This is a genomic window from Actinoalloteichus caeruleus DSM 43889, assembly GCF_000429185.2.
In the GTDB taxonomy this organism is placed as follows: Bacteria; Actinomycetota; Actinomycetes; order Mycobacteriales; family Pseudonocardiaceae; genus Actinoalloteichus_B; species Actinoalloteichus_B caeruleus.
In genome coordinates, this window is the sequence record NZ_AUBJ02000001.1 from 1,544,798 (window position 1) to 1,557,879 (window position 13,082).

The 13,082-nt window shown below is 73.6% G+C and carries 8 protein-coding genes and 1 pseudogene; 8 read left to right on the plus strand and 1 reads right to left on the minus strand.

Translation table 11 applies throughout. The features are described from left to right. Positions 1–248: 248 nt before the first annotated feature. From G443_RS05235 to G443_RS05260, 7 genes and pseudogenes are all read left to right on the plus strand, one after another. Positions 249–815: a DUF5987 family protein gene (locus G443_RS05235; RefSeq protein WP_026420251.1), complete on the plus strand. Its 567-nt coding sequence runs from the start codon at positions 249–251 to the stop codon at positions 813–815. After that, complete coding sequence (locus G443_RS05240; RefSeq protein WP_051314290.1) at positions 812–2,464, plus strand: FAD-dependent oxidoreductase; 1,653 nt, start codon at positions 812–814, stop codon at positions 2,462–2,464. The genes G443_RS05235 and G443_RS05240 overlap by 4 nt, the downstream gene beginning before the upstream one ends. 236 nt (positions 2,465–2,700) lie before the next feature. Then, positions 2,701–2,814 (plus strand): annotated as a pseudogene (locus tag G443_RS25730) (carboxymuconolactone decarboxylase family protein); the annotation flags it as partial. Positions 2,815–3,260: 446 nt separating this feature from the next. Continuing rightward, entirely contained in the window at positions 3,261–3,530 is a 270-nt protein-coding gene (locus G443_RS05245) for a hypothetical protein (RefSeq protein ID WP_253860144.1), read from the plus strand. 516 nt (positions 3,531–4,046) lie between these two features. Beyond that, positions 4,047–4,622: a hypothetical protein gene (locus tag G443_RS05250; protein ID WP_030107024.1), complete on the plus strand. Its 576-nt coding sequence runs from the start codon at positions 4,047–4,049 to the stop codon at positions 4,620–4,622. Further along, the gene (locus tag G443_RS05255; RefSeq protein WP_155886247.1) at positions 4,619–6,211 is read left to right on the plus strand and encodes a DUF6239 family natural product biosynthesis protein; all 1,593 of its coding nucleotides are present in this window, start codon (positions 4,619–4,621) and stop codon (positions 6,209–6,211) included. The genes G443_RS05250 and G443_RS05255 overlap by 4 nt, the downstream gene beginning before the upstream one ends. A gap of 1,848 nt (positions 6,212–8,059) precedes the next feature. Then, positions 8,060–8,746: an SDR family oxidoreductase gene (locus G443_RS05260; protein ID WP_051314289.1), complete on the plus strand. Its 687-nt coding sequence runs from the start codon at positions 8,060–8,062 to the stop codon at positions 8,744–8,746. A gap of 691 nt (positions 8,747–9,437) precedes the next feature. On the opposite strand, the gene G443_RS05265 is transcribed toward G443_RS05260, so the two are convergent. Next, on the minus strand, positions 9,438–10,490 hold the full coding sequence (locus G443_RS05265; RefSeq protein ID WP_211237596.1) for an alpha/beta fold hydrolase: 1,053 nt from the start codon (positions 10,488–10,490) through the stop codon (positions 9,438–9,440). A 1,503-nt stretch (positions 10,491–11,993) separates the two neighbouring features. On the opposite strand from G443_RS05265, the gene G443_RS05270 reads away from it, so the two are divergent. Further along, positions 11,994–12,893, plus strand: a complete 900-nt coding sequence (locus G443_RS05270) for a helix-turn-helix domain-containing protein (protein WP_081715662.1) — start codon at positions 11,994–11,996, stop codon at positions 12,891–12,893. Positions 12,894–13,082 lie beyond the last annotated feature (189 nt).

The following is a 13,082-nucleotide window of genomic DNA, read 5'->3' on the forward strand; positions in this document are numbered from 1 at the left end:
GTCGACGCGCCGAGCACGCCGTGAGATGCGCGGAGCGCCGGTCCGATCGGAGCATCGTGCCACCGAGGACGCGAATATCCGGGCTGGTGAGCGGATTCGCCGGCAGCGGACGGGAACTCGTTTCCGGCGATTCCGGCCGTTCCGGAAGGACGCGGAATCGGACGTTCTCGCGCGCGCCGGTCGGGCGAGCCGGGTCGTGAACCCCGGCCCGGTGCGGAAGACGACGCGGCCCCACACGAGGAGGCGGGATGCCACCGGACGGTACCGACGAGGAACGGACGAGGATGACGATCGAGGCGTTCGCGGACACGATCGTGCCGGGGGCCAAGCGGTCGCCCGGGGACGCCGCGATCGCGGGGGTCTCCGAGGGCGGCGGGGCCGTGGAGTCGGGCGCGTTCGCCCTGCTGACCGATCCGGCCAGCGGCTTCGCCGAGGCGCTCGGGCCGCTGGCCGCGATGCTCAACGGGCACGCCAGGACGTTCGCCGAGGGGCGGGGGGCGCCGCCCGAGGAGACGCTCCCCGAGTTCGTGGCGTTGCCCTACGAGGAGCGGGCCGCCCTCGTCCTCCGGCTGACGGCGCCGGACAACCCCGAGCGGGACGGCTGGGTCGCCCTGGCGATGTTCAGCAACATGGCGTTCGACACCGCGGCGCACCTGCACACCGCGGACGCCTTCGCCGAGGGCCACCCCGGCCTGCTCACCATCGGTTACGCGCCGGCCGACGACGATGGACTCTGGCGCTTCGCCGACTACTCCTACGGCCGGGTTCTGGCCGAGACCCATCCGGACACGACGGCCTCAGGGAGCCCGGCATGAACGCCACCGAACGCACCGACGTCGTCGTGGTGGGCAGCGGGTTCGGGGGTGCCATCACCGCCTACCACCTGGCGGCCGGCGGCGCCCGGGTGGTGCTGCTGGAACGCGGGCCGTGGCTGTCCAGCGAGGACTTCGACCACGACTTCAAGCTTGGCTCGTCGTACACGCGTGTCTTCGACTTCGTGGTGGGCGACGGGATGAGCCTGCTCGGGGGGAACTGCGTCGGGGGTGGCAGCGTCGTCTACTTCGCGGCGATGCCCCGGGCGCCCCGGTTCGTCTTCGACCGGCAGGGTTCCCTCGGGCGGCGGATGTGGCCGGCCTCGATCACGCGCGACAGCCTCGACCCCTGGTACGACCGGGTGTCCGAGTCCTTGCCCGTCACCCGGCAGAGCTGGGACGACGTGAGCTACGCCGGCGGGCTGTTCGCCGCCGCCTGCGCGCACGCCGGGCGGTCGGCCAACCCGGTCCCGGTGGCCATCGACACCGGCCGCTGCACCAACTGCAACTGGATGATGGCGGGCTGCCGCTTCGACGCCAAGCGGTCGCTGCTGCTCAACTACCTGCCCTCCGCGGTGGATCACGGGGCCGAGATCCGACCGTTGCACGAGGTGCAGCGGATCTCCCGCGTGGACGGGGGCCGGTACCGGGTGCACTACGAGACGGTCGACGCGGAGGACTACCGGATCACCACTGGCGGCGGGACGATCGACGCCTCGATCGTGGTGCTGGCCGCGGGCGCGGGCGCCACCCCGGTCATCCTCCAACGGTCGGAGGCGGAGCTGGGGGCGATGCCGCACGCGGTGGGACGCTACTTCTCCGGCAACGGGGAACGGCTGAACACCGCGATCGTCGACGAGGACCGGGTCTCCGAGCTGTTCGGGCTGTCCCGGCCGGACGGCCGGGCCTACGAGGCGAACCAGATCGGCAAGGGACCGGTGGTGGCGAGTTGGGACCACCTCGACGGCGACCTGCCCGAGTACTCCCGCTTCTCCCTTGAGCAGCTGTACTTCCCGCCGGGGCTGGGCACGATCCTCGCGCAGGCCCCGGACGCGGCGGGGGGCCCGACCTGGTTCGGCCGGGAGAAGAAGGAGGTGCTGCGCCGTTGGCGGTCGTGGCTGACGATCTTCTCCATGACCGAGGACGACAACGAGGGCGTCTTCGGCGCACCGCCGCCCCGGGGCAACGCCTACCGCATCTCCCAGCAGATGCTCGGCCGGGGAACGATCAGCTACCGGCCGACGGCGAACACGCTGCGGGGGTGGGCCGAGTCCGACGCGGAGGTCAGGCGCGTCATGGAACGTGACGGGTTGTCGAAGGTCATGCCGTGGACCAACGACGTCGTCGGCGCCTACACGGTGCACCCGCTGGCCTCGTGCCGGATCGGCGACGACCCGGCGACCTCCGCCCTCGATGACCGGCACGAACTGCGCGGTCATCCCGGCATCTTCGTCACCGACGGCTCCGCGGTGCCCGGGGCGTTGACGGTGAACCCCGCGCTCACCATCGCCGCCCTGGCCGAGCGGGCCGTGCCCGCGATCGTGGACGCGGCTCGCGAACGGGGGGTCGACGTCCGGTACGGAGCTCCCGCTCCCTCGGGCACGACCTCGTCCGCCGGAGCGGGCGGCCCGACGGGGGCGCGACCGAGGTGACCGGTCCGCTGGTGCGGGCGGCGGTGCGGAGGTCGTTGGGGCGAACCCGCCACGTCACCCCGGTGCTCCCCTCCGCCGCGACCGGGGTCGTCGCCGAGGTGTACCGGGAACTCGAGCGGGACTTCGGAGTGCTGGCTCCCCCGATCGCGGTGCTGTCACCGGCCCCGCACCTGCTCGCCGCGTCCTGGTCGCTGCTCCGCGAGACGCTGGTCGTCGACGGTGCGGTGGACCGGCCGGTGAAGGAGGCGGTCGCGGCGGCGGTGTCGGCGTCCAACTCCTGCCCCTACTGCGTCGAGGTGCACGGTTCCGCCCTGCGCGGGCTGGGGTCGGGTGCGGCGGCGACGGCGATCGTGGCGGGGCGGAGCGGCGAGGTCGGTGATCCTCGGCTCCGCGCCGTCGTCGAGTGGGCGGGGGCGGGTGGACCGGGGGCCGGTGCGCCGCCGCCCCCCGAACCCTTCCCCGTCGGGCATCGCGCGGAACTGGTCGGCGTCGCGGTCACCTTCCAGTTCCTGAACCGGCTGGTGAACGTGTTCCTGGAGGAGTCACCCACCCCCGCCGGGGTACCGGCCGGGGTGCGCGGCGGCGTGCGGAGCCTGCTGGCCCGCCATCTCGGGCCGCCGCCGGCCGCGGGGTCGGGCCGGGGACTTCGGAGCGGGGCGGGGAACGCGAGGATCCTCCACCGGACCTGGGGTGGGCGGCGGCGCATCCGGGGATCGGTGGCGCGGCGGCGCGGGTCGCGCGGGCCGCCGACCGCGCCGCAGGCGGGAGCGGGCTGTCCGAGCGGGCGAGGAGCCGGGTGCTGGACGCGGTGGCCGTCTGGGAGGACGTGGGTCGTGGTCCCGGCCGGGACTGGGTCGAGGACCTGTGCGCTGGTCTCGCCGCGCCGGACCGGGCGGCGGCCCGGCTCGCGTTGCTCACCGCCTTCCGCTCCTACCAGGTGGACGACCGGGTGGTGGCCGACTTCCGAGGCCACCACCTCGGCGACGCGGCGCTGGTGGACCTGGTGGGCTGGTCGGCGTTCACGGCGGCCCGCCGCGTCGGCCGGTGGATGGCGGGCGGCGGCTGACCGAACGCCGCCGGGCCGGGACGGCGGGGGGACGGCCGGGCTCCGGCTCCCCCGCCGGTGGGGCGGCACCGGGCCGGGCCGCCCCCTTGACGCGCACCGGCCACCGCACCGGTCGCGGCCGGTGCGCGAGGGGAGGCCGCCGGCGGCCGGGTGAGCACGCCGAGTCGTGGGGTGTGGCACGAACCGCTTCGCGGCGGCTCCCGCGCTCGCCGCCCAGCCGCGCGGTCGGCTTCGCCGTGCCGGGCGCGAGACCAGCTACCGCCCCCGGCCGTGGCAGCCGGACGGGGCACCCGCGCCCGTATTCCCGGGCGTGGACTCCCAAAGTGCCGCATCGCCCGACTGCGCTCTCACGAAGGCCGTGACCGGCGGGTTCCCGCCGTACCGTCGGTCACGGGCCCGGGCGACCGGGCTCCGCCCCCCGGGGATCGCACCCGCGACCGGCCGGTCGAGGTTCCCCCTTCTCCAGGTACCGGTTCGGGTTCGGATCGCCCTTCCCCTGACCGAGGAGGCCCTTCCATGACGACGCACCTGGCACACCCCCCACCGACCCGTTCGGCCGGCGTGATCGAGATCCTGAACACCAGCAGGCACGAGATCGCGCTGGTGCTGTACGGGATCGTGGTCCTCGCGCACTGGCTGGAGCACGTCGCGCAGGCCGCGCAGATCTACCTGTTCGACTGGCCGGTCCCCGAGGCCGGTGGGGCGCTCGGTCTCGCGTTCCCCTGGCTCGTGGAGTCCGAGCTGCTGCACTACGGGTTCGCCCTGGTCATGATCGTCGCGTTCTTCGTGCTCCGGCACGGGTTCGGCGGTCGCGCCCGGACCTGGTGGGGCATCGCGCTGGGGATCCAGTTCTGGCACCACATCGAACACCTGTTGCTGCTCCTGCAGGCGTGGAGCGGGGTCCACCTGCTGAGCAGGCCGGTGCCCACCAGCATCATCCAGCTCGTGATGCCCCGGGTGGAACTGCACCTGCTCTACAACGCGATCGTCTTCGTCCCGATGGTGGTGGCGATGGTGCTGCACCGACGCGGCGAGGACGCCGGGGAACCCCAGGTGCGGTGCTCCTGCGCCCGCGTTCCCTCGGGCGGATGATCAGGTCCACGGCCGCCGTGCTCCTGGCCTGGACGGTCGCCTCGGTGCTGCTCGCGTTGCCAGCCGAGGCGGCCGTCCCGGTGGTCGGGGGACACTCGCACGGGGAGGGGACGGGAAGCCCGTCCGGCAGCCTGCTGGTGCGGCTGGGATTCCTCGTCGCGCTCCTCGTCGCCACCGGCGCCACCCTGCTGCGTCCCCTGCTCGGGGAGCTGAGCCGCCGGGCGACCGCCGCGCTCACCGGGGCCGCGTCGTTCGGCGGGCTGTTCGGGTTGCTGCTCGCCGACCTGCCGTGGTTGGCCGACGGCGCCGCCTTCCTGGTGTTGGTGGCGCTGGGGACGCCGGTGGCGGTGGCGTGCTCGCGGTCCCGCCTGTCCTTCCTGCGCGGCGCGGCGCCCCTCGTGGTCGGTGCGGGGACGGTGGTCGCGGTGGTCGCGCTCCTCACGCGGGCCGTCGGGGTGGTGTCACCGCCGCAGTCGGCGACGTACCTGGCCATCGTGGCGGCGTTCGCCAGCCTCTCCTGGAGCATGTTGTGGAGCGGTCGGCGGCCCGGCGCGACGACGGTGGCGGTGCGCTCCGCCGCCGTCCTGTCGAGTCTCGCGCTCATCGTGGGCGCGGCCGTGGTGGTCACCGCCGGGCACCTCGTCGTTCCCCGCAGCGGGGAACCGCTCCTGGCCCGCGCGGTGGTCGGCGACGAGCGGGTCGAGGTCCTCGTCGTCCCGCACCGGCCCGGCCCGAACCTCGTGTACGTCGGGTCGGACCGCGCCGCCGTCGGGACCTCACCGTCCACGATGGAGCCGGTCGAGCGACGGCCCGGAGCCGGGGGCGGGTGGGCGGTGGTGGACCTCGACGAGGGTCCCGCTCGGCTCTACCTGAGCCTCGGTGGACGGACGGCCTCGGTGCCCGTCGACACCGGTGCTGAACCCTGGGAGGGCCGCGACATCCGGGATCCGGGTGGCCCCGAGTACGCCAGCGCGGTGCTGGCGCACCTCGTCGCCGGCGGCCGGGACGAGGTTCCCTGGCCGGACGGGGGTCTGCTGGCCGAGGACGAGTCCGTGCTGCGGGGCATGGTGGGCCACCTCGCGGGTGGCCGGGTGCACGTCGTGTCCGACACCTCCCCGCGGTCGCTGGCGGCACGCCGGGTCGTCGTCGAGGCCGCCGCCGATCACCGCGTGCGGTTGGTGCCGCTGGCGTCCGACGCCGACCACACCCTGGTGGTCGCCGGGTGGATGGGTGCCGAGCGGGCGTTGCGGGCCGGGGCGTCGTCGGGGCGCGCGCACCACCTCGCCCCGTGGTTGGTCACCCCGGAGTTGCTGTCGGAGGAGGCACGGCCCCGGTTCCCGTTGCGGGGAGGGGAGGAATCGGAACGGCGTGGCCGGTACGGCGCCATGTTGGACGTCGCGTTCCCGGGTGCCAGCCCCAGCTCCAGTGGTTTCCGGTCCTGGGCGACCAGCTACCCGTCGCCGTCCGTGCCGCCGCCTCCGACGGTGCTGTACCGGTGGCGGGCGGATGCCCGCCACCCCGCGCTCCCGCCGGCACTGCCCCCGAGGGACCGTCTCGTCCCGGTGTCGGGGCCGCTGGACGCCGGATGACGCCGACCGGGTGGGGCTCGGTCACCGGGGGCCCGCGGCTGGCACCCCCACCCGGGTGGTCCTGCCGGCTCCGGGTCGGCCTCCACCCGCCGGGGTGGCGCGGAGCTCGTTGGGGTGGGTCGGCCGATCTGGTGGCGGACCGGACCGCACCCGCCCCTCGGCGTCCCCGTCCGGGCGCCGTCGCGGGATGCCGGTGCCCGGGACGCGCCGGGCTCCCCCGAGCCCGTCCCGCCGGTTGGGAACCACGGGGTGTGACGTGTTTCGCACCAGCGGTGGGGAGGGCAGGTCGCGGCGTCCGCCCGTCGTGGACGGTTGGCGGGATACCCGGGTGCGCCCGAGCTCGCCCGCGCACCTGGGCGATCCGACGCGGGGTGTCGGCAGGGTGTCCGACCGCACGGGCGGCGAGGACCAACGGTGACCACCCGTTTCCGTCGGTTTCCGTTGGCGCCCGGCGGTGTGCTGACCCGCGCGCCACCACGGCGGGCGGTTGTCATTCGGTTAACGGAAGGAGCGGGGGCAGCCGAAAGCCCTACCCGGCGCGAGACCAACTGCCGCAGAAAACCGCCCGTTCGAGTTAAGCGCTGCCCGGCTATCCGGCGGCCTCCGCGCAGTTCTGGGCACGTCCGACCATTCATCACGTCCCAGCTCCGATGTCCCTTTCGCTGGCCGCCCAGCTCCGAATACGGCGTGCCGACGCGGGATGCGCTCCAACCGTTCCGGTTGGGGAGGGCACGGGCGGCCGGGACTGGTAATGTGACGCGTACCGGTCACCGCCTCGGCCGATTCCACGGCGGCCCACCCGGTTGCCAGCGCGTCCTCACTCCTTTCCGCGACGAACGGGCGGTATCGACCCCGGTACCCCACAGAGGTTTCCCCACCCATGGAACTCGACCGGCTCGACCGGATGGCGGCAATTCGCCGCATCGGCGGCGGGCATGACACGCCACGCCCCGACACGGCGTCGGACACCGGTCGGCTGGCGGATCTCGACGGTCGACGGGGACGGTCCCCGGCCGTGGCATCCGGGGCGACGCGCGGCGCGCCGGGCATCCCCGCCGGAACGGCCAGGCGGGCCCCACCAGGCAGAGCGCGCTCATCGCGCCCGCACCGCCAGCGGCCCGAGCCCGCGAGGAGCGGCGCCTTGCGCCGTTGGCGCCGGGGACCCCGGGGCGGGGGTCGACGGCGGGTGGGGAACGGGGTGGCGCCCACCTCGCCCCGGTGCATCCGCGACTCCCGGCCGTCTTTCCTCCGATTCCGTCGGAACGCGTCAAGGGATTGTCCACACCCGCGGCATTCGCGTCCCGGCTTCCTCACCTCCTCGGGGCTCTTCCCCGGGGCGTCCTCCCGATACGAGGGGGACGTGGCGATGCCACTCGCCCCTCTCGCGGCGATACGAGGAATACCCGAGTGGCGGTGGATGCTTCCAGGCCCGTCGGGTACCGGGCCCGCCGTTCGGGGCCGGTGCGGAGGGCGCCCGAGGCAAACGCGACGCGCTTCTCGTACCGGTTGTGGCTGTCGCAGTTTCGTGAGGTTAGGATCAGGGAAAAAGTCCCAGAACTCCTTCGGCCAGGTGCGAACCGCGTCGTCACCGTTCGGGCATCGCAGGGCCCGACGCCGGGAAAGAACCGAATACCGGGTCCAGGAGGACGAACACGGGCCGCTTCGCCGCGAAGACCGAAGCGACGAGGCCGGAAGTGCGGACCCTGGATGGCGGTGCGCGTTCGGATCGCACCGGAACTCTGCTGGACGCCTCGGTCCGTCGACCGGTGTCCGTTATGTCGAACGATCGCCAAAGACGGGGAATAACCGACTTACCGCGAGGCCGCAGCAGAAAGGAAGTACCGGAGCGTGCTGCTCGAGAACAAGATCGCCGTGGTCTACGGTGCCGGAAGCGCGCTGGGTGGTGCGGTGGCCCGGGCGTTCGCCCGCGAGCGCGCGTACGTCTTCCTCGCCGAGCGGGACATGGCCGCCCTCGAACCCGTGGCGAGTCGCATCGCGGAGGCGGGCGGCGTCGCCGAGGTCGCCGCGGTGGACCCGCTCGATCCCCGCGCCGTCCGCGCCCACATCGACGAGGTGACCTCCTGGGCGGGTGGTCCGCACATCCTGTTCAACGCGGTGCCCCTTCCCCGCACCACCAGCACCGCCCTGGTGGACGCGTCGGTGACCGAACTGGTCGATGCGCTCAACCGGCAGGTGGCGGCCCAGCTGATCACCGCGCAGGCCGCCGCCAGGCAGATGACGAGGAGCGGGTCGGGGGTGATCCTCACCGTGTCGGGAACCGCGTGGACGGGTGGCGGCGGCACGACGGGGCAGGACGGGGCGGGGCTCGGCGACACCGTCGTCGAGGCGATGTCGGACCGGCTCGCCCGGGAGCTCGGCGATCGGGGAGTCCGGGTCGTCTGCCTGCGATCCGGAATGCTGGCGGCGCCTCCCGCCGCGACCGGCGCCTCGGGGGCCCGCGCGAGGTCACCCCTGGACGTCGACCTCGCGGCGGCGGCCGAGACGATCCTCCTCGCCGCCGCCGGGCGGGGTTGACCCGCCACCCCGGCCGTCCGGCCGGTGGCCACCGCATGGGAACGGTTTCGGCCGCGCCCGGCGTGACCCGGACTTCCGAGTGCTCGGGGTGGCGGTGGCCGGCGGCGCCGTCCCGTCACGCGTCCACGCTCGTCTCCGGCGGGCGTGGGCGCCCCCGCACTCCGGTGCCACCCGACCCCGCCCAGCCCGGTGCCGACCGGCTGGCACCGCCGACCCGGCGGACGCGACACCGGCAGTCGGGCGGGTCCCGTCCGCACCGGCGCGGCGACCGTGGGCCGAGGTCTGGTTCCGCCAGCCGGCCGGTTCGGTCCCGTCCGGTCACGAGCACCGAGACCGGCGACCGTCGGATCGTGCGCCGGCGAGGTGCGGCACGCCGGCCGGCCACGGGGGTGGCGGCGGACCGGTCGGGTCGGGTGCCCCGGGTCAGTGCGGCGGCGGTCGTGCGCGGGCGCCGAGCCGCACCAGGCCGGGTCCGCCTCGCGGGCACCTCCCCGGGGCCACGCACTCGCGGTGACCCTCCCAGCCGGGATGGTCCGACGGCCCCCGTGGCGATCCCTCCGCCGTCGAGGCGGGTGAACCGCTCTCGCGGGCGAACGCGAGGCGGCGGGCAGGACGGGCGGGCCCGCCTCGGCGTCGGGTGCCGGGGCCCTGCCCGGCACGGCCGACCACCGCGGTGGTCGGCCGGTGGTGCTCAGCCCACGCAGTTGGTCAGCTCGTCCGGAACCGGCCCTCCGGTGGACGCTCCGAAGAACAGCTCGGCGCAGTCGATCAGGAACTCGGGGTTCTCCTGCGCCACGAAGTGGCCGGCATCGGGTGCGATGACCGGGCGCACGTCGTCGGCGACGTGCTCGAAGGAGGCCGGAATGGCCTCACCGAACGCGTACTCGGCGCCCATCGCGAGCACCGGGATGTCGATCTTCGGTTCGGCGTGCGCCAGGTTGTCGGCCGCGTCCTCGGGGAAAGCCCGGTAGTACTCGTAGCCGGCGGAGCGGACGGCGGGATCGGAGTACGCCTCGAAGTAGACCTCCTGGGAGATCCGGTCGGGGCGGTAACTGCCGTCGTAGAGATAGCCCAGGTACACCTCCACGTCCTCGTCGTCGAGGATTTCCTCGGGAACGGGGGCCGGGGCCATGTTGAACTGGAAGTGGAAGCTCGCCGAAAAGATGTCCTCGAGGCCGAGTCCGGCCAGCGGGGCCTCGATCACCGCCAGTTTGTTGACCTCCTGGGGAAAGTCCCGCGCGTAGTTGTAGGCGACCATCGCTCCGAGGTCGTGCCCCATGAGGGCGACTTCCTCGTATCCCAGTTCGCGCACCGCCGCGCGAATTCGGTGCGCCGTGGTGGCCTTGTCGAATCCGTCCTCGGGAATCTCGGAGTCCCCCAGTCCGGGGAGGTCGAACGCCAGCACGGTGTGCGTCCTGGCGAGGTCGGGCATGACCTCGTTCCAGTGGTACCAGGTTTCGGGCCAGCCGTGCAGGAGGACCAGTGGTGGGCCCTCACCGGTGCGCACGTAGTGGAGGCCGATTCCGTCCACGTCGACGGTGCCGTGCTCGTAGCCGGTGTGCTCCGCGCCCGCCAGCGGCGCCGGGCCCCGGTCCTCGTCGAAGGCCGCGGCGCTGGTCGAGACCAGCATCGTGCCAGCCAGCAGGCCCGCTACCAGCAGGCGTCCCCGTCTCGCGCCGCGTCGAACCGACACCCGGCCGTGCGGCTCGCGAGTGCCACCGAACGCGTTGTCCCCAGTTGTCATCAGCGATCCCGTCTACGCTCCGTGCGGCAAGTCCTGATCACCCGGCCGACATCTTTGCTCACGGAAGCAAGAACGTCCAGGTGCCGGATCCAGCGAAACGAGGGGGAGGACCAGTGCTCCTACGGGGACACCGTGTTCCACGCCTGGATTCGCGCTGGCCAAGCTGGTCGGAATGCGGGTGAACACTGTTATGCCCCACCCGGGGCTGACCGCCCCGGGAGGGTTTACCGACAGCGGTCCGATCGGGTGAGAAAATCACCACCCGCCCCCGGGAACGGAAGCCCGGCGCCCGTCGGCGCTGGTTCTCCACGGCACCCGGAATGGGAGCGGGAACGGGCCCGGTGGGGCGGCGACGGCTCACGCACGGGGAGGGTCGTCGACTGGGTCGTCCCGGTCGGGCGGCGAGATCATCCACCGGGGTCGTGGCGGCCCCATACCCGGAGACACCCCGGCTCGCCAAGAGGCCCGGATGACTACCACAAACCGTCCGCACCGGGGCCCCGGGAATGGTTCACTGCCGTGGACAGTCCGCAAGTTTGAAGTGGACGGGGCAACGGGGGCGCTGTGAGGATCTGTCGTCAAAGGAATCCGGGGAAAACACCCCGTCCGATTGGGGGCGCCTTGCGCAGTGGTCAGCAGGCTCGCGGACCTCGCCACCGGGCACTCGGGGGGCCAACCGGAGCCGAGTCCGCCTCCGGGGCGGGTACTCGCTCCAGTTCGACAGAACATCACCGGAGGATGTCGATGTTCCGCCGTGGTACCAGTTCCCGGAAAACGCCGGTCACCCTTTTCGGGGAGCCGGCCACGGATCATCGGGACACGAGTCCGTCCGCGTCGGAATCCTATTCCGGCGACCCCGTGCGGCGTGCCGCCGGGTGGTGGCGGTGATCCCGCTACCCGGCTGGTCGAGGCGACGGGAGATCGGACCGGACCACCCGTGTGGAAACCGACCGCCGGTACCGGAACCAGAACGGGCTCACGTTCCGCGTCACCGTTCTCGTTCGTGGTCCCCGGCGCTCGTCGCCGGTGCCGAGCATCCCGGACCGAGTGGTTCGGGGGCTGTCCCCGACCACGCGGTGACCGCCGATGTGGTGGGCGGGCCGGGGCTCGGGCGGACGCGGCGCGGCTCGCCGTCCGTCCGGGACGACGATGCCACCGGCGCGGCACCGGTCCCGCCGGTGTCGAGGCGGGGTCGTCGCTGGTCGGGCTCGGATCACGACCTCACCAGCGGCTCGGCCCGGGCCGGCCCTCGGCGGGCTGGCCGGAGCGGGGCGACCCTGATCCCGGCCGGCTCCGGGAGCGACCGGGAGCCGAGCGGTGCCGGAGCACCGGGCTCCACGGTCGCTGGGGGCTCGGCGGGCGACGCCCTTCCCCTCCTGCTCGGGGACTCCGCACCGACACGCGTGCCTCCACTCCGGCGCCGCCACCGGGCCGCGAACGCGCACACCGAACTTCACTCCGCCGGACCGACGGCGACCCGGCTCCAAGTCGAACGGAGGAGATATGACATCGGGGGTTGAGAAAGCGGTCGAGCGTGTCATCGAGATGATGTACGACCACCTCGGCGAGCAGTTGACGATCGACGATCTGGCGCGGACCGCGCTGTTCAGCAAATTCCACTTCACCCGGGTGTTCCAGCGGATCACCGGTGTGTCCCCCGGCCGTTTCCTGTCGGCGATCCGGTTGGCGAGGGCGAAGGAGTTGTTGGTCTCGACCAGCCTCACCGTCGCCGAGATCAGCCACCTGGTGGGCTACTCGAGCATCGGCACCTTCAGCTCGCGGTTCCGGTACAGCGTGGGTGTCTCGCCCACCACCTACCGCCAGTGCGACGGGTCGGTGTCCGAGCCCTTCGGGCGAGCGGTGCCCGAGCAGCCGACGGGACCGGCGAGCCGCGTCCGGGGGACCGTGGAGTCGGCGGTGTGGGACTGCTCACGGGTCATCTTCCTGGGGTTGTTCGCCGGTCGCCTCCCCGAGGGGGAACCCGCCGAGTGCGTGGTGCTGGACGGGCCCGGTCCGTACACGATGGACCGGGTTCCGGCCGGGATCTGGTACGTCCTCGCGCACGCGCTGCCAGCGGGCCGTCCGCACCGCGGGTGGGGGGACCGCGCGGCCGGGCCACCCGCCGAACGAACCCTCCTCGGTACCACCGGCCCGGTCACGGTGGAGGCGGAGGGAGTGTGCGCCGCGGACGTCACCCTGCGGCCGCGCTCCATCTTCGATCCGCCGATCCTGTTGGCGAGCGCCTCGGACCGCTGCCGGGCGCGGGACCGGCTCGTCGACCTCCGGGGCGGTCAGCGGGATGGCGGGCAGCCGGACGGGCCGGGGGGTTCCGTCCCGCTCCCCCGGGTGGCTGACGCTCGCCCGTCCGGCGCCGTACGAGAACCGGCCGGCGGAGGCTTGTGACGGTGGTCCTCACCGCTCCGGACCCACGTCCGGAGCGGTGAGCGGACCGCCGTCAGGTCCGGGTGGCGGCGGCGGTCGAGCCTGGTGCCCTCCCAGGCGGAGGACCTGATCCGGTCGTCGTGCACCGACCGGGCCGCCGCCTGGCACGGCCTGTCCGAGGTCGAGCCCGGCCGAGCGGGTCGGTTCGCT

What these genes read in the sequence shown, in the direction of transcription:
- G443_RS05270 (WP_081715662.1), top strand. Translation starts at nt 11,994, where the DNA reads ATGACATCGGGGGTTGAGAAAGCGGTCGAGCGTGTCATCGAGATGATG.
- G443_RS05235 (WP_026420251.1), top strand. Translation starts at nt 249, where the DNA reads ATGCCACCGGACGGTACCGACGAGGAACGGACGAGGATGACGATCGAG.
- G443_RS05255 (WP_155886247.1), top strand. Translation starts at nt 4,619, where the DNA reads ATGATCAGGTCCACGGCCGCCGTGCTCCTGGCCTGGACGGTCGCCTCG.
- G443_RS05250 (WP_030107024.1), top strand. Translation starts at nt 4,047, where the DNA reads ATGACGACGCACCTGGCACACCCCCCACCGACCCGTTCGGCCGGCGTG.
- G443_RS05265 (WP_211237596.1), bottom strand. Translation starts at nt 10,490, where the DNA reads ATGACAACTGGGGACAACGCGTTCGGTGGCACTCGCGAGCCGCACGGC.
- G443_RS05240 (WP_051314290.1), top strand. Translation starts at nt 812, where the DNA reads ATGAACGCCACCGAACGCACCGACGTCGTCGTGGTGGGCAGCGGGTTC.